Below are 18,779 nucleotides of genomic sequence, written 5' to 3' on the forward strand. Positions count from 1 at the left end.
CCGGCGACTCGCGATTCATATCCACTTTCCGGCGAAGATCACCTCTTGCGCACGACGACGAAGTCGGCGAGGGCGACGAGCTGCTCCCGCACCCTCTGCGGCATGTCCACGTCGTCGAGCGCCCGGATGGCGATCGCGTGCTGGCGGCGTGCCTCGTCGGCCGTCCACTGGCGGCCGCCGGCGGCCTCGATGAGGGCGGCGCGGTGGGCGAACTCCTCCTCGGAGAAGTTCTCGAAGTCGTTGCTCTTGGCGTCGGCCGCGAGCAGCCGCCCGAGCTCCTCACATGCGGGTCCGCCGGCGGCGAGGGCCGCCACGACGGGCAGGGACTTCTTGCGCTGGCGCAGGTCGCTCCAGGTCTGCTTGCCGGTGGACTCCGGGTCGCCCCAGATGCCGAGGAGGTCGTCGACGGCCTGGAAGGCGAGGCCGAGGTGGTAGCCGTACTCCTCCAGCTTGTCGGCCGTACGGTCGTCCGCGCCGCCGAGCACGGCGCCGATCGACACGGAGCACGCGAGCAGGGCTCCGGTCTTGTTCCCCTCCATCTCCAGGCATTCTTGAACGCTGACGCGCTCGCGGTGCTCGTACGAGATGTCCTGGGCCTGGCCGTCGATGAGCTTGCGGCTGGCGGTGGTCAGGCGGCGGGTCGCCCGGCCGGCCTCGGCGGTGCCCAGCTCCAGCAGCACCTCGTTGGCGAGGGCGAACAGGGCGTCGCCGACCAGGATCGCGAGCGCCGGGCCGTGCACCTTCCACACGGTGTCGCGGTGGCGGCGCTGCTCGTCGCCGTCCATCAGGTCGTCGTGCAGCAGCGAGAAGTTGTGGACGAGCTCGACGGCGACGGCGCCGGGGACGCCCACCTCTGCGGCGGCGCCCGCCGCCTCGGCGGAGAGCAGCGCGAGGGCGGGGCGCACGGCCTTGCCGCCGTCGCCGTCCGCCGGGTTGCCCTGGGCGTCGATCCAGCCGAAGTGGTAGGCGGCGACGGTGTCCATGGGCGCCGCGAGCCGGCTCACCGCCGCACGGAGCACGGGCGTCGACAGGTCTCGGCCGCGTTCCAGGAGGGCGAGGGTGTCGGACTTCTCCACTCCCCCTCCGGCCGCGCCCGTGCCGGCATCCGTGTTCTCGACAGCCGGGTTCCCCGGGTTCACTGGCTCTCCTCTGGTTCCTGTACGTGCTGTGCCGGTGGTGCTGGTGGTAGTGGTGCTCATACCGCCTCCTGCAGGGGGTGTTCGCGGGGGCGGCCGAGAGCGGCCAGCGCGGCGTGCGCCGCGCCGAGGCCGCTGCGGACGGCGCTCTCCATGGTCGCGGGCCAGCCGGTGGCGGTCCACGCACCGGCGAGATAGAGCCCCGGCGTGTCGGTGCGGGGGCCGGGGCGCAGCCGGCCGACGCCGGGGCTGGGGGCGAAGGTGGCGGTCCGCTCGCGGGTGACGAAGAAGTCCCGTACCTTCGCGCCGCGTGCGGCCGGCAGCAGCCGTTCCAGCTCGGGCAGGTACTTGGCGCGCAGGACGGAGACGGGTTCGTCGATGTCGTCCTGGGCGACCGACTGGGACAGGGCCAGGTACTGGCCGCCGTCGGTGAGCCCGGAGGCGTCGGTGCGGTCGAAGACCCACTGGACGGGGGTGCCCAGCGCGGCGAAGAAGGGCTGCTTGAGCACCTTGCGGTCGTACACGACGTGGACGTTGAGGATGGGGGCGGTGCCGATGTCGAGGAGCTTGTCGGGGTCGGCCAGTGCCCCGGCGGGCAGCAGGGCGTGCGCCTCGCGCTGCGGTACGGCGAAGACGACGGTGCCCGCTTCGAGGGACTCGCCCTCGGTGTCGACCCGCCAGTCCCCCGTGCCGGTACGGGAGACGGCGGTGACCCGGGTGCGCAGTTCGGTGCGCACCCCGGCGGCGTCGAGGGCCTTGCGGGCGAGGGTGTCGTGGAGGTCGCCGAGCGGTACGCGGGCCCAGCCGATGTCGGCGGCGCCGTTCTCGGAGAGCAGGCCGGTCTTGAAGACCATGGCGGCCAGGCCCAGCGAGGACTGGCCGGCGGTGGCGTTCAGGGTGGCGATGCCGACGAGGTCCCACAGCGCGTCGACGGTGCGCGGGGACTGGCCGTAGCGGGCGAGCCAGGTGCCGAAGTCGAGGCCGTCGAGCGCGGGGTCGGCGGGGTCGAGGCGGCGCAGCGCGAGGGCGGCGCGGCCGACGCTCGCGCGCTCGGCGAGGGAGAGGTGCGGGTACGTGGCCAGGGAGGCGGCCAGGTGCAGGGGTACGGGCAGCGCGCTGCGGCGCAGCCGGCCGAGGCGGGGGCCGCGCGGGTGGGCCACGTCGAGGACGGGTACGTCGAGCCGGTCCTGGAGCGGGGCGAGGGCGGCGCCGTCGACGCGGTCGAGGAACCACCGGTAGGCGGTGCAGCAGCGCAGGTACACGTGCTGGCCGTTGTCGACGGTCAGGTCACCGCGTTTGAAGGAGAAGGCGAGGCCGCCGAGCCGGGGGCGCCCTTCGAGGAGGGTGACCCGCAGTCCGGCGTCGGCGAGTTCGAGGGCCGCCGTGACTCCGGCGAGGCCGCCGCCGATGACGACGGCGTGCTGGTCGCCGCCGGTTGCGCTGACGCTCATGAGGCCTCCCGGGTGGTACGCCGGCCCGCGCGGCCGGAGGGTGCTGCGAAGCCCGCAGGGACAGACGCCGCCCAGCCCCGTACGGTTGCCCGCGCGGCGGGGACGGCGTCCTGCGGGGAGGTGGCGCCGGGGCGGCGGGAGCCGGCCGGGCCGTGGCCGGAGCCCTCCGCCGCCCGGCCCCGGCCCGGGGCGGCGGCGCCGCCAGGAGCGGTCGGGGAGGCGGCACGGGCCGGCGCCAGGCGGGTGCCCGGGGCGGCCGGCATCAAGCCCGCCTCCGGGTGGTCCGGCGGGTGACGGTGCGGGCGTCGAGGCCGGAGAGGCCGCGCACGGCCACGTAGGCCTTCTCGTGCGGCGGCAGCGAGACGCGTCCGCGCAGGACCGCCTCGGGTTCGCGTTCGATGCGGTCCAGGAGCCGCCGGTAGATGCCCGCCATGGCGGCCACGCAGGCGCCGCTGCGCCGGTCGAGCATCGGCAGCAGCCGGTAGCCCTCGGTGAACAGGGCCCGCGCGCGCCGGACCTCGTGGTGGACGAGGCCCGCGAAGTCGGAGCCGGCGGGGGCGCGGCCGCCCTGGAAGCCTTCGGCGCAGCCGAACTTGGCGAGGTCCTCGGCGGGCAGGTAGGTGCGCCCGTTGCCGGCGTCCTCGCGGACGTCGCGCAGGATGTTGGTGAGCTGGAGCGCCAGGCCGAGGGTGTCGGCGTACTCGTCGGCGCGGTCCGCCGGGCCCACGGTGCCGAAGACGCCGAGGGAGAGCCGTCCGATGGCCCCGGCCACGCAGCGGCAGTAGGTCTTGAGTTCGTCCCAGGTCTCGTACTCCTCGCCGCGCACGTCCATCAGGACGCCGTCGATGAGTTCGTCCAGGCCGCCGAGGGGGATCGGGAAGCGGCGCGCGGCGTGGGCGAGGGCGACGGCGACCGGGTCGGTGTCGTCCTCGTGGACCTCCCCGGCCCGGATCCGGCCGAGCAGGGCGCGGGTGTCCTCCAGGCGGGCCAGCTTGGCCCCGGGTTCCAGGGTGCCGTCGCCGATGTCGTCGACGCGCCGCGAGAAGGCGTACAGCGCGGACATCGCCTGCCGCTTGTCCGTGGGCAGCAGCCGGATGCCGTACGCGAAGTTGCGCGCCTGGGTGCCGGTGACGGCCTCGCAGTAGCTGTAGGCCGCGAGGACCTGGGCGGACGGTGCTGACGCGTGTGCGGTGCCCTCCACGTTCGGGCTCACCTCTTTCTCGGCGCTGTACGCAGAACGGCGGCCACCTCGCGGAGCAGGAGGCTCCGGGTGGGCTTGGGCGGGCCGGGCAGCACGTCGAAGCCGGCGGCGGAAACAGCGCGCAGGGCGGCGCGCCCCCCTCCCACGAATCCCGCGAGCAACAGCCGCAGCCTGCCGTGCACGCTGCCCACGAGCGGGGTGCCTTCATTCAGGAGGTCCCGCGCGCGTTCGGCCTCGAAGGCGATCAGGGACCGGACGGACGCCCCGGCGGACGGGGCGCGGAGGTCGGCCTCCGCGACGTGGAAGCGGCGCATGTCCTCGGCCGGCAGGTAGATCCGGTCGCGGCCGAGGTCCTCGGTGACGTCCTGGAGGTGCTCGGCGATCTGCAGGGCGGTGCAGACGGCGTCGGACCGGCGGATCCGCTCGGGGGTGCTGGTGCCGGTGAGTTCCAGCACCATGCGGCCGACGGTGTTGGCGGAGAGCTCGCAGTAGGCGAGGAGTTCCCCGTACGTCTCGTAGCGGGACACCCGCTGGTCCTGGCGGTTGGCCTCGATCAGCCCGAGGAACGGCTCGGGGCTGAGGCCGTGGTCGTGTACGACGGGCCGCAAGGCCAGCAGCAGGGGGTGGCGCGGGGGCCCGTCGGAGGCGCCGAAGACGCGCAGCAGGTCGGCTTCGAAGGCGTCGAGCACGGCGAGCCGGTCGTCGGCGGCGGCGGGGTCGAGCCCGAGGAGGGCGGCGTCGCGGCCGCCGGGGGCGAGGTCGCCGTCGCCGATGTCGTCGACCAGGCGGGCGTAGCCGTAGACCGCCGTGAGGCCGTCGCGCCAGGCGCGCGGGAGGAAGGCGGGGGCGACGGGGAAGTTCTCCGCCGCGGCCTTGGCGAGGGTGGCCCGCGCGTGGAGCTGGTCGGGGGTTCCTTCGCCGGCCGGCGCGGGACGGATGCCGTGCCCGGGGGTCACCGCCCGCCGCCCGGGGCGGGGACGGCCGTCGTGCCTGGGGGCCGGAGAATTCCCGTAGCCATTGCCGTCACGTCTCCCGTTCTACACTGCCGACCCAAGTCATCCTATTTCGGACACGCCGCCGGACCTTACCCGGGGGTATCCCCCGGGAGCCGGCTGCGGGGAATCGTCCCCTCTTGGCGCGATTGAGAACTGGTCCAGCTTACGCTGTACAACGCCGCGGGGGCCTATCGGGTGCTCCCGCGCCCCGGAATGTCGGCCATCGCCCCGGAATCCGCCGCTCCGTCCACCGCTCGTTCCGGCCGGGCCCCACGCCGCGGACCGGGCGCGATCCCGCCACCGCCCCCCATGACGAGGCCCCCGCCGCGCTGAGCGGCAGGGGCCTCGGCCAGGGGGTGGGGCGGGGCGGTCTCAGTGGCCGCTGGCCTTCTCGTACGCCGAGACCACTTCCTCGGTGGGCCCGTCCATCAGGAGCTCGCCCTTCTCCAGCCACAGCACCCGGTCACAGGTGTCGCGGATGGACTTGTTGTTGTGGCTCACCAGGAAGACCGTGCCGGCCTTCTCCCGCAGTTCGCGGATGCGGTTCTCCGAGCGCACCTGGAAACTGCGGTCACCCGTGGCCAGGGCCTCGTCGATCATCAGGACGTCGTGGTCCTTGGCGGCCGCGATCGAGAACCGCAGGCGCGCGGCCATGCCGGAGGAGTACGTGCGCATCGGCAGGGAGATGAAGTCGCCCTTCTCGTTGATCCCCGAGAAGTCGACGATGTCCTGGTAGCGCTCCTTGATCTGCTCGCGGCTCATGCCCATCGCGAGACCGCCGAGGACGACGTTGCGCTCACCGGTGAGGTCGTTCATCAGCGCCGCGTTCACGCCGAGCAGCGAGGGCTGGCCATCGGTGTAGACCTTGCCGGACTCGCAGGGCAGCAGACCGGCGATGGCGCGCAGCAGCGTCGACTTGCCGGAGCCGTTGGAGCCGATGAGGCCGATGGCCTCGCCGCGGTACGCCGTGAAGGAGACCCCGCGCACCGCGTGGACCCGTCGGACGCCCGGGGCGTCGCCCTTGCCCCGGCGGAGGATCTTGCTCAGCGCGGCGGTGGCGCTGCCCTTGCCGGAGCTGCCCGTGTTGACGCGGTACACGATGTGCACCTCGTCCGCGATGACGGTGGGGACGCGCCCCTGGGTGTTGTCAGCCACGGCCGTAACGCTCCTCAGCCTTCCAGAAGTACACGAAGCCGCCGACGCCGATCACCACGGCCCAGCCGACCGCGAAGGCCCAGACGTGCGGCGGGAGGTTCTCCCGGCCGTAGCCGTCGATCATCGCGAAGCGGACCAGGTCCATGTAGATCGCGGCGGGGTTCCACTGGAGGACGTCCGCGATCCACGCAGGCCTGTCCTTCAGCATCTCGCTGATCGAGAACATGACGCCCGACGCGTACATCCAGGTACGGGTGAGGAACGGCATCAGCTGCGCGAGGTCGGGGGTCTTGGACCCCAGCCGCGCGAAGACCAGCGCGAGCCCCGTGTTGAAGACGAACTGCAGGACCAGCGTCGGGATCACCAGCAGCCACGACAGGCGCGGGTAGTTCCCGAAGGCGACGGCGACGACGAGCACGACGATCATCGAGTACATGAGCTGCTGGAGCTGCTGCATCGAGAAGGAGATCGGCAGGGAGGCGCGCGGGAAGTGCAGCGCGCGCACCAGGCCGAGGTTGGAGGGGATCGCCCGGACGCCCGCCATCAGGGAACTCTGGGTGAAGGTGAAGACGAAGATGCCCATCACCAGGAAGGGGATGTAGACCCCCTTCTCCATGCCCCGGCCCGCGTCCAGGATGAGGCCGAAGATCAGGTAGTAGACCAGCGCGTTGAGCAGGGGGGTCGCCACCTGCCAGATCTGGCCGAGCTTGGCCTGGCTGTACTGCGCCACCAGCTTGGCCCGGGAGAAGGCCATGATGAAGTGGCGCCGACCCCAGAGCTGCCGCACGTATCCGCCCAGGCTGGGCCGCGCGCCACTGACGGACAGGCCGTACTTCCTGGCGAGCTCCGCGGGACTGAGCCCCGCGTCGTCGGACGGCGGCTTGCTCGTGGCGAGGGCGCCGTCGTGGGTTGTGTCACTCACAAGTTGAAACTTTCCGTCTTCAAGATGCGGCAGGAGGGGCATCGGGGCTGGAACGCCGGACCCGGCATGGGGCCCATGGTCCCAGACCCGAGGTTGTCAGATGACGGGCGGGCGGCCCAGCCGCGTGAGCCGCCAGACCGTGCGCCACCTCATCGGACGCCGGGGGCCGCAGGGTGTGGTCCAGCCCTCCTTGAACCCGCCGAACCAGGCCTTGAGCGCCGGCCGGGAGGGCCTGCGTACGAGCGTCAGCGCGAGCCAGACGCCCAGGTAGACCGGGACCAGCGGGGCGGGCAGGTTGCGGCGGGCGAGCCACACCCGGTTACGGGCCACCATACGGTGGTAGACCGCGTGCCGGGAGGGAGCGGTCGCCGGGTGCAGCAGCACCATGTCCGCCCGGTAGTCGATCAGCCACCCCGCGTCGAGCGCCCGCCAGGCCAGGTCGGTCTCCTCGTGGGCGTAGAAGAACTCCCCGGGGAGGGTGCCGACCTGCTCGAACACCTTGGTGCGGACGGCGTTGGCGCCGCCCAGGAAGGTGGTCACGCGGGAGGAGCGCATCGGGTCCGAGGCGCGCAGCCGGGGTACGTGGCGGCGCTGGGTGGTGCCGGTCTCCGGGTCGGCGATCCGGAAGCTGACGATGCCCAGCTCCGGGTCCTCGGCGAAGGCCTGCCGGCACAGCTCGGCGGTGTCGGTGCGCTCCAGCAGCCCGTCGTCGTCGAGGAAGAGCAGGGCGTCCACGTCGCCGCCGCCGGGCCCGAAGGCCTCGATGCCGACGTTGCGGCCGCCGGGGATCCCCAGGTTCTCGGGGAGGGCGACGGTGCGCACGCCCTCCGGGAGCCCGGTGACCTCCACGCCCTGGCCGACGACGACCACCTCGACGGGGTCGCCGTCCTGGCGGGCGACCGAGTCGAGGAGCGCCTTCAGCTCGTCGGGGCGGTTGCCCATGGTGATGATCACGGCGCCCAGCCGCATCGGGGCGGTCACTTGAGCCTGCTGGAGGCCAGGACCGACACGAGGTGCAGGACGGTCTGGAGGAGCGCGATGCCGGCCAGTACGGCGACACCGAGCCGGGAGAAGAACAGGTCCCCCCGGACCTGGTCGGCGATGGCCAGGACCAGGATCAGCAGGGAGGCCTCGATGCCGAGGATCAGGCGGTGGAACTTGAGCGCGGCCGCGGCCCGGCGGGCCAGCGCCATGCCGGAGGAGCGGGGCTCGGCGGCGGACTCCTGGACCACGGGCTTGCCGGCCTGGTGGCGGGCGACGCCGACCAGGTCGGTCTCGGCCTTGATCAGGATCGCGCCGAGGGCGGCGAGGGTGCCCAGGAAGGCCCACAGCCAGTCGATCCGCCCGCTGCCCCACAGGTCGGCGGCGCGCAGGCCGAAGCCGACGAGGACGGCCGCGTCGCACAGGTAGGCGCCGACCCGGTCCAGGTAGACGCCGGAGAGCGAGTACTGCTTCTTCCAGCGGGCGACCTCGCCGTCGACGCAGTCGAGCAGCAGGTACAGCTGGACCGCGACCACGCCGAGGACGGCTCCGAGCACGCCCGGCACCAGCAGGGCCGGGGCGGCGAGGACGCCGGCGAGGGTCATCACGTAGGTCAGCTGGTTGGGCGTGACCTTGGTGGTGACCAGGAGCCGGGTGATGCGCAGGGAGATCTCGCGCATGTACAGGCGACCGCCCCAGTGCTCGCCACTGCGCCGGTCCTTGACGCCCGGCGGGTGAACGACGGGCCGGAGTTCAGCTACGGATGGTCTGGGCATAGTCGGCGTAAGCGTCCCTGATCTCGGCTGCGGACAGGTTGAGGTGCTCCAGGACCGTGAAGCGTCCCGGGCGGGTCTGGGGGGCGTACTCGACGGCCGCGACGAACTCGTCCACGCTGAACCCGATCTCCTCGGGCAGCACGGGCAGGCCGTGGCGGCGCAGGACCTCCGTGAACAGGCCGGTCTGCTCGGCGGCGCCGCGCAGGTGCATGGCGAAGGCGGCGCCGATGCCGACCTGCTCGCCGTGGAGCGCGGAGCGCCCGGGGTAGAGCAGGTCGAAGGCGTGGCTGATCTCGTGGCAGGCCCCGGAGGAGGGGCGGCTGTCCCCGCTGATGGACATGGCGATGCCGGAGAGGACGAGGGCCTCGGAGAGCACGGTGAGGAACTCGTCGTCGCCGCACCCGCCGGGGTGGCGCAGTACGGACTCGCCGGCGGTGCGGGCCATGGCGGCGGCCAGACCGTCCACCGCCTCGCCGGTGATGCGGTGCGAGAGCTCCCAGTCGGCGATGGCCGAGATGTTGGAGATCGCGTCGCCGACGCCGGCGCGGATGAAGCGGGTGGGGGCCTCGCGGATCACGTCGAGGTCGATGACCATGGCGATCGGCGTGGGCACGCCGTAGGAGCCCCGGCCGTTGTCGTTGTCCAGGATGGACACCGGGGAGCAGATGCCGTCGTGGGAGAGGTTGGTGGCGACGGCCACCATGGGCAGGCCGACCCGCGCCGCGGCGTACTTCGCCACGTCGATGATCTTCCCGCCGCCCAGTCCGACGACGGCGTCGTAGCGGCGGCCCTTTATGTCGTCGGCCAGCTTGACGGCCGAGTCGATGGTGCCGTCGACGACCGGGTACCAGTCGGCGTGCGGCAGGGCCGGCTCCAGGCGGGCGCGCAGCGCCTGCCCGGAGCCCCCGCTGATCGCGATCGCGAGCCGGCCAGACGCGGAGATCCGCTGGTCGGCGAGGATGCCGTCCAGCTTGTCCATCGCCCCGCAGCTGATGTCGACGACGACCGGCGAGGGGATCAGCCGCGTCAGTACTGGCATGCGATCGTCCGGCCCTTGGCGAGGTCGTCGTGGTTGTCGATCTCGACCCACTTGACGTCGCCGATGGGGGCGACGTCGACGGTGAAGCCCTCGTCGACGAGCTGCTGGTAGCCGTCCTCGTAGTAGAGGTCGGGGTCCCGCTCGAAGGTCTTCTTCAGGGCCTCGGCGAGCTCTTCGGCCGCCTCGGGCTCGATGAGGGTGACGCCGATGTACTCGCCCGTCGCGGCGGCGGGGTCCATCAGCTTGGTGATCTTCCGCACGCCTTCGGCGCCGTCGACGACGACCTTCATCTCCTCGTCGGCCAGGTTCTTGACCGTGTCGAGGGCGAGGATGATCTTCTGGCCCTTGCCGCGGGCCGCGAGCAGGGTCTTCTCGACGGAGACCGGGTGGATGGTGTCGCCGTTGGCGAGGATCACGCCCCGCTTGAGGACGTCACGCGCGCACCACAGGGAGTAGGCGTTGTTCCACTCCTCGGCCTTGTCGTTGTCGATCAGCGTGATCGTGACGCCGTACTTGGCCTCCAGGGCCTCCCGGCGCTCGTAGACGGCTTCCTTGCGGTAGCCGACGACGATCGCGACCTCGGTGAGGCCGACCTCGGCGAAGTTGCCCAGCGTCAGGTCGAGGACGGTGAGGCTGTCCTCCCGGCCCTCGGGGCCGACGGGCACGAGGGCCTTGGGCAGGGTGTCGGTGTAGGGACGCAGGCGGCGTCCGGCACCGGCAGCGAGGACAAGGCCGATCATGCTGGTTCTCCTTCGTCATGTACGGCGGGTGCCCCGGAGGAGACCCAGAAGCGGATGCTCTCCACGAGCACCACGAGTGCCACGAACACGGCCAGGGCCGTGAGCGCGACGGGGAACGCGTCACGGGCGAGTACCGCCGCGAGGACCACGGTCAGCAGGACCCGGCCCTCGTGACCGCCGGTCGCCCGCACCAGCCAGTGCGGGGGAGCGTCCGAGCCGCCGCGGATGCGGTAGACCGTGTCGTAGTGATGGTAGGCGACCGCCGCGACCAGTCCGAATGCGGCCGGGAGGGCCCCCGGGACGTCCGCCTTGGCGGCGAGCACGAGGACGGTGACGTACTCGGCGAACCGGAAGAGCGGCGGGATCAGCCAGTCGAGGGGGCCCTTGAGGGGGGTGGCCACCGCCGCGCCCGAGAAGAACACGTAGGCCACGGCGGTCCCGGTCAGCCAGGGGCTGCCGAACTCACGGGTGACGGCCGCGCCGGTCATCAGGAGCGAGGCGGCCAGGGCCAGCCACAGCGAGGCGGGGCTCGGCCTCTTGCCCGGCCGCGGGCCGCCGGTCCAGGCGAGCACGCCCGAGTCGGCGAGGTCCGCGAGGGCCCGGGCGGCCCGGTCGGTACGGGTGGCCTTGCGGGTCAGGGAGCGCAGCACGCGGCCGGCGGTGGTGTAGAGGGCGCCGAAGGCGCAGCCGATCAGCAGGGCGTAGAAGACGGTGCGCGGGGTGGTCACGGCGGTCAGCACCGCGATCATGGCCCAGCGCTCGCCGATCGGCAGGATGATCATCCGGCGGGCCCAGACCGTCCAGCCGACGCTGTCGAGCCGGTCGGAGAGGGCGGCCGTGGGACTGGTGTTCGCGGTGGCGTCGTGGTTGGCCTCGTTGAACGAGAAGTCGACCACGTGCCGGCAGGTCATCAGGATCATCGCACCGAGCGCGAGGGCCCAGACGTCGTCGCCGTTCCTGGCCGCGCCGAGCGCGAGGCCCGCGTAGAAGGCGTACTCCTTCGCGCGGTCGAAGGTGGCGTCCAGCCAGGCGCCCATCGTCGAGTACTGGAGCGAGTAGCGGGCGAGCTGCCCGTCGGTGCAGTCCAGGACGAAGGAGACGAGCAGCAGCACGCCGGCGGTGACGTAGCCCCAGCGCTCACCCGTGGCGGCGCAGCCGGCCGCGATCAGCGCGGTGATCAGGGAGGCCGTGGTGACCTGGTTCGGGGTCAGGCCCCGGCGCGCGCACCAGCGGGCGATGTAACGCGAGTACGGGCTGATGAAGAAGGTGGTGAAGAAGCCGTCGCGGGACTTCACGGCGCTGCGCAGGCGGACGGCCTCGTCGTCCACGGCTGCGACGGCCGCGAGGGCCTCCGCACGCTCCGGCTCCCCGGCCGGCACGGCCGCGACCAGGCTGCCGAGCTCGGGCCGCTGGACGGCGGTCCCGGCGGCCTCCACCGTCACGGCGAGCCGGTCCGCGTAGGGGCCGGTGCCCGCCGGGGCGAGTGCCGCGGCCTTGTCCAGGGCCGCCCGGGCCCCGGCCTGGACGGCGAACGCGCCGGTCACGGCGCAGGCGTCGAAGCGCGGGTCGGTCAGGGCGAGGCGCAGCGCGTGCGGGTGCCCGACGAAGGCGCTGTCGACGACGGCCACGCGCTCCTCGGCCGGTACTGCGGCGAGGGCGGTCGCGGTGTCTTCGGGACCGGTGGCCGGGCGGACGTCGAACCCGAGCGACCGGAGCTCGTCCTCGAGCGGTGATCCGGGTACCGGCGGGCCGGTGAGGATGACGGTCGGCAGACGAACTCACTCCTTGCGGCGGACATTCCCGACGGGCGGGCGGCGCCCGGGTGGGGGCGGCGGCAGCGCGTCGGCGGGCTGTCGGCAGAGGCTATCGGATGATGGGAAGGCCTCATTCACCAGCTGTTCAGGCGGATTCAGGCCTGTTTGCGCCTGGATGTTAGGGTGGGCGGCGACACGTGCACGTCCTGGAACGGAAAGAGGTGGGTTGATGACCGTCGCAGTGGTCGCGGCCATGCGCAGCGAACTCCGGTACATCCCCGTTTCCTTCCGGGCGTCCGGCCGGGTCTGATCCCCCACAGGTAGGGCCTCGTCGGCCGGAGCCCCCGTTCAAGGGTTCACGTTGACCGACAACACCACTTCTTCTCCTTCCGGCTCCGCTTCCGACGACGGCGCCTTCGCCGCCTTCATGGAGCTGCACCGGGGGCTGCCCCGGCAGTCCCCCGGTTCCGACGCGTCCACCCGTCACCTGCTGTCCCTGTGCGGACCGCTGCCCGAGCGGCCGCGCGTCCTCGACCTGGGCTGCGGCCCGGGCCGCAGCGCCCTGCTGCTCGCCGCCGAGGCGGGCGGGGCGGGCCTGGCCGAGGTGACCGCCGTCGACCTCCACCAGCCGTTCCTCGACGAGCTGCGCACCGCCGCGGAGGACCGCGGGCTCTGCGGACGGGTCCGCACCGTGCGGGCCGACATGGGCGCGCTCCCCGCCGAGGGCTTCGAGGACGGCTCCTTCGACCTCGTGTGGGCGGAGGGCTCCGCCTACGTCCTCGGCTTCGACCGGGCGCTCGCCGCGTGGAAGCGCCTGCTGGCACCCGGCGGCCGGCTCGTGCTCAGCGAGTGCGAGTGGACCGCCGAGGAGCCCTCGGCCGGGGCCCGGGCCTTCTGGGACCCCCAGTACCCGCTGCGGTCCACCGCCCGCAACCTCGCGGCCGCCCAGGCCGCCGGGTACCGGGTGCTGGGCACCCGGCTCCAGCCCGACTCGGACTGGGCCGAGTACTACGGCCCGCTCGGCGAGCGGGTCCGCGCCGCCGTGCCCGCGACGCCGGCGGAGGAGGCCGCGCTGGAATACGTACGCGAGGAGCTCGCGGTGCGGGAACGGCACGGGCACGAGTACGGGTACACCGGCTTCGTCCTGGCCCCGGTGACCGCCGGGGACGGGGACCGCTGGCCGGCCCGCCCGGAGACCCCCGCCGACACCGCGGCCGTGCGGGCCGTCAACCTGGCGGCCTTCGAGACCCCGCTGGAGGCTGATCTCGTGGACGCGCTGCGCGCCGACGCGGACGCCTGGCTGCCGGGTCTCTCGTACGTGGCCGAGGGCCCCGACGGGTCGGTGGCGGCGCACGCCCTGCTGACCCGGTGCACGGTGGACGGCGCGCCCGCGCTGGCGCTCGCGCCGGTGGCCGCCGATCCGGCGCTCCAGCGCTCGGGCGCCGGCAGCGCCGTCGTACGGGCGCTGCTGGCGGCGGCGCGGGAGCGCGGGGAGGGACTGGTGCTGGTGCTGGGGCACCCCTCCTACTACCCGCGCTTCGGGTTCGTGCCCGCTTCGCGCTTCGGGATCCGGGCGCCGTTCGAGGTGCCCGACGAGGCGATGATGGCCCTGGTCCTGGACGATTCCGTTCCGGTGCCGGCGGGCATGATCCGGTATCCGGCCCCCTTCGGGGTCTGATCCGCGAGCGGAACGTCCGCCCCTCGCCGCTTACCACGCGGCGGGGGGCGGACATGCGCTGATCGCCGAAGTGGGGACAAGCCTCTTTTGTACGGCAGACTGAGGGCCGAAGTCCGAAGCGAAGGATGGGTATGCCGACCACACCAGCCACCGACGCCACCAGCAGCGCGTCCGCCGGCACCGGAGCTCGAGAATCGATCATGCTCGAACTGGTCGACGAGTCCGGCAACACCATCGGCACGGCGGAGAAGCTCTCCGCACATCAGGCGCCCGGCCTGTTGCACCGGGCGTTCTCCGTGTTCCTCTTCGACGAGCAGGGCCGGCTGCTGCTCCAGCAGCGCGCCCTGGGGAAGTACCACTCCCCCGGCGTCTGGTCGAACACCTGTTGCGGTCACCCCTATCCCGGGGAGTCGCCGTTCGCGGCCGCGGCCCGGCGCACGCACGAGGAGCTCGGGCTCTCGCCCTCGCTGCTCGCGGAGGCGGGGACCGTCCGCTACAACCACCCCGACCCCGCGTCGGGGCTGGTGGAGCAGGAGTACAACCACCTGTTCGTGGGACTGGCGCAGTCCTCGCCGGACCCGGATCCGGAGGAGGTCGGCGACACCGCCTTCGTCACGGCCGAGGAACTGGCGAAGCGGCACGCGGAGCTGCCGTTCTCGGCCTGGTTCATGACGGTGCTGGACGCGGCCCGTCCCGCGATCCGCGAGCTGACCGGCGACGCGGCCGGCTGGTAGCCGCTGCGCCGTTCGGGTGCGGGTCGGGGTTTCCGGGCCGGTTCCGGGGCCGTTCGCCGGTTCCGGGCCGTTCGCCGGTTCCAGGCCGGTTGCCGGTTCCGGGCCGGTTGCCGGTTCCGGGGCCGTTCGCCGGTTCCGGGCCGGTTGCCGGTTCCGGGGCCCTCCGCCGGTTCCGGTCCTTCAGAGGCGGGGCGGCTGGGGGGCCAGCGGCAGGGCCGCCCAGATCACCTTGCCGCCGGTCGCGGTGTGCTCGACGTCGCACACCCCGCCGGCCTCCAGGGTGATCTCCCGGACCAGCAGCAGGCCCCGGCCGCCGGTCTGGCCGAAGTCGGCCTCCAGCGCCTTGGGCCGGTACGGGTGGTTGTCCTCGACGGCCACCCGTACCCACTCCCGGCCCACCGCCACCTCGACGGCGACCTCCGGGGAGAGCAGGGCCGCGTGCCGGACCGAGTTCGTCACCAGTTCGGAGACGATCAGCAGCAGGGAGTACACCAGGTCCTGCTGCGCCGGCACCCCCTGACGGCCGAGCAGGTCGCGGACCGCGCGGCGGGCCTGCGGAACGGATTCTTCAACGGCGGGCGCGGTGAAGCGCCACACACCCTCGTAAGCGAGGGGGTCGGCCGGAGCCGACACCTCACCTCCCCTGGCCGGCGGGATGCTCCCGCTGTCGTCCATCTTCCGGCCCCCGTCTTCGCGCTCGATCGTCTCCACGTGTCCAGAGTGGGGAAGACCCTGGTCCGGACCGCGCCGCTGACCAGAAGTCAGCGTCAATCGGGCGCTTTCTGACCACTGGGTTATGACGGAGTCAGTTGTTGGGCCGTTCCTGATCCCCCAGGCTCCGGTTGGCAGCGTCTGTCTCGTCTTCCCTGACCAGACCCAGGATCCGGCGGCCCCCCATCCCCAGCGCCACCAGGCTGAGTCCGTCGAACAGCAGGGCGAGCGAGAAGAAGGTCCCGATCACGTACAGGCTGTTGCCGGGCCAGTTGGAGAGGATCAGGAAGCCCAGCAGGATCCCGAAGGCGCCCTGCACCAGGGCGATCCCGAAGTTGGCGCCGCGCACGACCAGCGCGCCCACGAGCCGGAAGACCCCGCCGGTGAGGAAGAGCAGGGCCGCGAACATGGTCAGGGCCTCGGCGCTCGCCTCGGGGCGGCGCAGGACCACGAAGCCGGCGGCCAGGTTGATCGCCGCGACGATGACGGCGAGCCAGAAGTAGTTGCTGCCCCGCGACTGGACGGCCTGCGCCAGGCCCACGACGCCGCCGATGAGCAGCAGCCAGCCGAAGAGGAACATCGAGGTCAGGGTGGCCACGCCCGTGTAGACCAGGCCCACCAGGCCGGCCAGTACGAGGATCACCCCGAGCAGGGCCAGCATCCCGAAGCTGCGGTTCAGCTTCTTCTCCTGCACCTGCTGCGGGGCGGGGTCACTGCGGTCGGCGCCCATGGACGTGCCACCTCCTCGTCACCCCCCCCCGGGGTCGGACTCCCCTTGATCATAGGATCGGCCGCCCGGGATAGCATCCGGCGCATGGACGCAGCCCTCCACCACACCGTCGCAGACGGGGTCGCCACCGTCGTCATCTCGCACCCCGCCAAGCGGAACGCCATGACCGCGGCGATGTGGCGGGCCCTGCCGGAACTGCTGGAACCGCTCGCGGACGACGAGGCCGTACGGGTGCTGGTGCTCACCGGGGCCGGCCCGACCTTCTGCGCGGGGGCCGACATCTCCTCGCTCACCGGCAAGGACGACCCGCAGGCCCTGGCAGTGGCGGCGGAGGAGGCCCTGGCGGCCTTCCCGAAGCCGACGGTGGCCGCGGTCCGGGGGTTCTGTGTGGGCGGCGGCAGCCAGCTGGCGGCCGCCTGCGACCTGCGCTTCGCGGAGGCGGGCGCCTCGTTCGGGGTGACCCCGGCGAGGCTGGGCGTCGTCTACCCGGCGTCCTCCACCCGGCGGCTGGCCTCGGTGGTCGGCCCGGCATGGGCCAAGTACCTGCTGTTCTCGGCGGAGCTGATCGACGCGGAGACCGCCCTGCGCGCCGGGTTCCTGAACGAGCTGCTGCCGGCGGGCCGGCTGGAGGAGCGGGTGGCCGCCTTCGCCCGGACCCTGACCGCCCGCTCGCGGCTGACGCAGGCCGCCGCCAAGGAGTTCGCGGACGGCCGCACGGACCGGGACGCGTACTGGGCGCAGCAGGCCGCCGCGAGCGGCGACACCGCGGAGGGTGTCGCCGCCTTCCTGGAGCGGCGGACTCCGGACTCAGCTGGCGTCCGTGAGCGGGTTGGCGGCGCGCAGCCGGGCGACCAGCCCGGCCGGGGCCTTCTCCGGGGAACCGGCGTCGTAGGGCGGCTGGGGGTCGTACTCGCACATCAGCTGCACGCCCTCCGCGTACGCGTCCCCGGCGATCCGGCCGAGCAGGCCCAGCCCCATGTCGAGGCCGGAGGACACCCCGGCGGCGGTGACGTACTTTCCGTCGAACACCACCCGCTCGCCGGTGGGCTCGGCTCCGAAGGGGCGCAGCCGGTCGAGGTAGAGCCAGTGGCTGGTCGCCCGCCGGCCGTCGAGCAGCCCGGCGGCGGCGAGCAGGAGCGAGCCGGTGCAGACGGAGGTGGTCCAGGTGGTCGTGGCGTCCACGGCCCGCAGCCAGTCGAGCACGGCGGGGTTCTCCATCTCCAGCTCCGGGTGCGGCCCGCCGGGGACGACGACGATGTCGGGCCGGGTCACCTCGGTGAGCGCCTTGTCGGCGACGAGGCCGAGCATGCCGTTGTCGGTCCGGACGGGCCCGGGGCGCTCCGCGACGAAGACGGTCTCGGTGTCGGGGAGGCGGCTGAGGGTCTCGTAGGGGCCGATGGCGTCGAGGGCGGTGAAACGGTCGTAGAGCAGTACGGCGATCTGCATGGCTCCTCCGGAGCGGTAGGCCGCCCCCCGGGTGGGGGCGGAAGCTGTTCCTGCCGGTGTCGGGCCGGGCTCCTGGGGCGTGTCAGGAAGGCACGGGCGGGCGGCCGAAGCGGCGGCGGTATTCGGCCGGGGGCTGGCCCAGGGTCTTCACGAAGGCCCGCCGCAGCGCCTCCGGCGTGCCGTAGCCGCACGAGCGGGCGATCTGCGCGATGCCCTCCCCGCTGTCCTCCAGCAGCCTCCGCGCGTGTTCCACCCGCACCCGCTCCACGTACCGTCCCGGCGTCACCCCCGTCTCCGCCTGGAAGGCCCGCGCGAAGTGCCGCGGCGACAGCGCCGCCCGCGCCGCCAGGGCGTCGACGCTCAGGTCCCCGCCCGGGTGCTCGGTGATCCACTGCTGGACGTCCCGCAGCGGTTCCCGCCGCGCGGTCTGCGCCGCCAGCTGCGCGCTGAACTGCGCCTGGTTCCCCGGCCGGCGCAGGAACACCACCAGGTGCCGGGCGATCAGCAGCGCCGCGTCCCGCCCGAGGTCCTCCTCCACCAGCGCCAGTGCGAGGTCGATCCCGGCGGTGACCCCGGCCGAGGTGGCCACGGGGCCGTCGCGGACGTAGATGGGGTCCGGTTCCACCGAGACCCGGGGGTAGTCCCGGGCCATCCGCTCGCACACCGACCAGTGCGAGGTCGCCCGCCGTCCGTCCAGCAGCCCGGCCTCGGCCAGCAGCAGTCCGCCCGTGCACACCGACACCAGCCGCTCCGCGCGCCCCCCGTACACGCGGAGCCAGTCGGTGAGCCTCGGTTCGAAGTCCGCCGTGTAGCGGCCGCCGGGCACCAGCAGGGTGGTCCCGGGGCCTGGCCGGACGCCCTCCAGGTCCGCGTCGGGCAGCAGGGTCAGCCCGCTGCTGGTGCGGACGGGGGCGCCGCCCGGGGAGACGGTACGAATCGCGTACCCCTGCTCCCCCGGCAGCCGGCCGGCTCCGTCGAAGACCTCGACGGGGCCGGTCACGTCCAGGCTCTGCACCCCGTCGTAGAGGACGACGAGCACGTTTCGCGGTGACATGCCTCCATCCTGTGACGGGCTCCCGATGGCCGCAATGACGGCTGTCCCACCTATCCGGACACGGGCGAGGACGCCACCGCGCGGGGGCTCCTTCCCCGGGGCCGGTCCCGCGTGGGCCGCACTGGCCGGCGCGGTGGTGCTGGGCGTACGGGCCCGCGGCGCCTCGGGACGACGCCGCAGCGGCCGGCGGCCTCCACCGGCACCGGGGAAGGAGCCCCCGCGCGGCGGGCCGGGGGGTGGGCTGGCCGTGCTGATCGGCGTCGACACCGGCCGGAC

The 18,779-nt window shown here is 73.2% G+C and carries 17 protein-coding genes and 1 pseudogene; 3 read left to right on the forward strand and 15 right to left on the reverse strand.

From position 1 onward, the window contains the following. Positions 1–38 precede the first annotated feature (38 nt). The 11 genes from AC069X_RS33345 to AC069X_RS33395 all read right to left on the reverse strand — a co-directional run bounded on the left by AC069X_RS33345 (position 39) and on the right by AC069X_RS33395 (position 12,168). A complete protein-coding gene (locus tag AC069X_RS33345; protein WP_478734593.1) occupies positions 39–1,139 on the reverse strand; it encodes a polyprenyl synthetase family protein in 1,101 nt (366 codons plus the stop codon). A gap of 56 nt (positions 1,140–1,195) precedes the next feature. Then, positions 1,196–2,587, reverse strand: coding sequence for a hydroxysqualene dehydroxylase HpnE (gene hpnE / locus AC069X_RS33350; protein ID WP_478734595.1), 1,392 nt, complete (start codon positions 2,585–2,587; stop codon positions 1,196–1,198). A 262-nt stretch (positions 2,588–2,849) separates the two neighbouring features. Further along, complete coding sequence (gene hpnD / locus AC069X_RS33355; protein ID WP_478734597.1) at positions 2,850–3,788, reverse strand: presqualene diphosphate synthase HpnD; 939 nt, start codon at positions 3,786–3,788, stop codon at positions 2,850–2,852. Positions 3,789–3,796: 8 nt separating this feature from the next. Next, positions 3,797–4,726 (reverse strand): squalene synthase HpnC, encoded by a 930-nt coding sequence (gene hpnC, locus AC069X_RS33360; protein ID WP_478734645.1) that lies wholly within the window; start codon positions 4,724–4,726, stop codon positions 3,797–3,799. A gap of 429 nt (positions 4,727–5,155) precedes the next feature. After that, complete coding sequence (locus AC069X_RS33365; protein ID WP_007267598.1) at positions 5,156–5,938, reverse strand: ABC transporter ATP-binding protein; 783 nt, start codon at positions 5,936–5,938, stop codon at positions 5,156–5,158. Continuing rightward, a complete protein-coding gene (locus AC069X_RS33370; RefSeq protein WP_478734600.1) occupies positions 5,931–6,860 on the reverse strand; it encodes an ABC transporter permease in 930 nt (309 codons plus the stop codon). The genes AC069X_RS33365 and AC069X_RS33370 overlap by 8 nt, the downstream gene beginning before the upstream one ends. A 96-nt stretch (positions 6,861–6,956) precedes the next feature. Further along, a complete protein-coding gene (locus tag AC069X_RS33375; protein ID WP_478734646.1) occupies positions 6,957–7,829 on the reverse strand; it encodes a glycosyltransferase family 2 protein in 873 nt (290 codons plus the stop codon). 8 nt (positions 7,830–7,837) lie between these two features. Then, positions 7,838–8,617, reverse strand: a complete 780-nt coding sequence (locus tag AC069X_RS33380; RefSeq protein WP_478734602.1) for a CDP-alcohol phosphatidyltransferase family protein — start codon at positions 8,615–8,617, stop codon at positions 7,838–7,840. Continuing rightward, a complete protein-coding gene (locus tag AC069X_RS33385) occupies positions 8,595–9,656 on the reverse strand; it encodes an iron-containing alcohol dehydrogenase family protein (protein WP_478734604.1) in 1,062 nt (353 codons plus the stop codon). The genes AC069X_RS33380 and AC069X_RS33385 overlap by 23 nt, the downstream gene beginning before the upstream one ends. Beyond that, positions 9,644–10,396, reverse strand: coding sequence for a phosphocholine cytidylyltransferase family protein (locus AC069X_RS33390; RefSeq protein WP_478734606.1), 753 nt, complete (start codon positions 10,394–10,396; stop codon positions 9,644–9,646). Before AC069X_RS33390 ends, AC069X_RS33385 begins: the two co-directional genes overlap by 13 nt. After that, on the reverse strand, positions 10,393–12,168 hold the full coding sequence (locus AC069X_RS33395; RefSeq protein ID WP_478734648.1) for a DUF5941 domain-containing protein: 1,776 nt from the start codon (positions 12,166–12,168) through the stop codon (positions 10,393–10,395). The genes AC069X_RS33390 and AC069X_RS33395 overlap by 4 nt, the downstream gene beginning before the upstream one ends. A 343-nt stretch (positions 12,169–12,511) precedes the next feature. Here AC069X_RS33395 and AC069X_RS33400 point away from each other — a divergent pair, with 343 nt between their 5' ends. Both AC069X_RS33400 and idi read left to right on the forward strand, forming a co-directional pair. Then, a complete protein-coding gene (locus AC069X_RS33400) occupies positions 12,512–13,828 on the forward strand; it encodes a GNAT family N-acetyltransferase (protein WP_478734608.1) in 1,317 nt (438 codons plus the stop codon). Positions 13,829–13,959: 131 nt separating this feature from the next. Further along, complete coding sequence (gene idi / locus AC069X_RS33405; RefSeq protein WP_478734610.1) at positions 13,960–14,562, forward strand: isopentenyl-diphosphate Delta-isomerase; 603 nt, start codon at positions 13,960–13,962, stop codon at positions 14,560–14,562. A gap of 180 nt (positions 14,563–14,742) precedes the next feature. Here idi and AC069X_RS33410 read toward each other — a convergent pair whose 3' ends face one another. Next, positions 14,743–15,237, reverse strand: a complete 495-nt coding sequence (locus tag AC069X_RS33410) for an ATP-binding protein (RefSeq protein WP_478734650.1) — start codon at positions 15,235–15,237, stop codon at positions 14,743–14,745. A gap of 130 nt (positions 15,238–15,367) precedes the next feature. Then, complete coding sequence (locus AC069X_RS33415; RefSeq protein ID WP_478734611.1) at positions 15,368–16,003, reverse strand: HdeD family acid-resistance protein; 636 nt, start codon at positions 16,001–16,003, stop codon at positions 15,368–15,370. A gap of 84 nt (positions 16,004–16,087) precedes the next feature. Between AC069X_RS33415 and AC069X_RS33420 the strand changes: the two are divergent. Beyond that, a pseudogene (locus tag AC069X_RS33420) lies at positions 16,088–16,807 on the forward strand (enoyl-CoA hydratase/isomerase family protein); the annotation flags it as partial. A gap of 3 nt (positions 16,808–16,810) precedes the next feature. On the opposite strand, the gene AC069X_RS33425 reads toward AC069X_RS33420, so the two are convergent. Then, the gene (locus AC069X_RS33425; protein WP_478734613.1) at positions 16,811–17,449 is read right to left on the reverse strand and encodes a DJ-1/PfpI family protein; all 639 of its coding nucleotides are present in this window, start codon (positions 17,447–17,449) and stop codon (positions 16,811–16,813) included. Between the two features lie 82 nt (positions 17,450–17,531). After that, entirely contained in the window at positions 17,532–18,503 is a 972-nt protein-coding gene (locus AC069X_RS33430; RefSeq protein WP_478734615.1) for a GlxA family transcriptional regulator, read from the reverse strand. Between the last annotated feature and the right edge of the window lie 276 nt (positions 18,504–18,779).

Source organism: Streptomyces sp. NPDC043896 (assembly GCF_056435605.1).

Bases quoted from the DNA above. Each gene is read 5' to 3' on its own strand.
- AC069X_RS33425 (WP_478734613.1), bottom strand. From the start codon at position 17,449: ATGCAGATCGCCGTACTGCTCTACGACCGTTTCACCGCCCTCGACGCC.
- hpnE (WP_478734595.1), bottom strand. From the start codon at position 2,587: ATGAGCGTCAGCGCAACCGGCGGCGACCAGCACGCCGTCGTCATCGGC.
- AC069X_RS33410 (WP_478734650.1), bottom strand. From the start codon at position 15,237: ATGGACGACAGCGGGAGCATCCCGCCGGCCAGGGGAGGTGAGGTGTCG.
- AC069X_RS33430 (WP_478734615.1), bottom strand. From the start codon at position 18,503: ATGTCACCGCGAAACGTGCTCGTCGTCCTCTACGACGGGGTGCAGAGC.
- idi (WP_478734610.1), top strand. From the start codon at position 13,960: ATGCCGACCACACCAGCCACCGACGCCACCAGCAGCGCGTCCGCCGGC.
- AC069X_RS33380 (WP_478734602.1), bottom strand. From the start codon at position 8,617: ATGCCCAGACCATCCGTAGCTGAACTCCGGCCCGTCGTTCACCCGCCG.
- AC069X_RS33415 (WP_478734611.1), bottom strand. From the start codon at position 16,003: ATGGGCGCCGACCGCAGTGACCCCGCCCCGCAGCAGGTGCAGGAGAAG.
- AC069X_RS33375 (WP_478734646.1), bottom strand. From the start codon at position 7,829: ATGCGGCTGGGCGCCGTGATCATCACCATGGGCAACCGCCCCGACGAG.
- AC069X_RS33390 (WP_478734606.1), bottom strand. From the start codon at position 10,396: ATGATCGGCCTTGTCCTCGCTGCCGGTGCCGGACGCCGCCTGCGTCCC.
- AC069X_RS33385 (WP_478734604.1), bottom strand. From the start codon at position 9,656: ATGCCAGTACTGACGCGGCTGATCCCCTCGCCGGTCGTCGTCGACATC.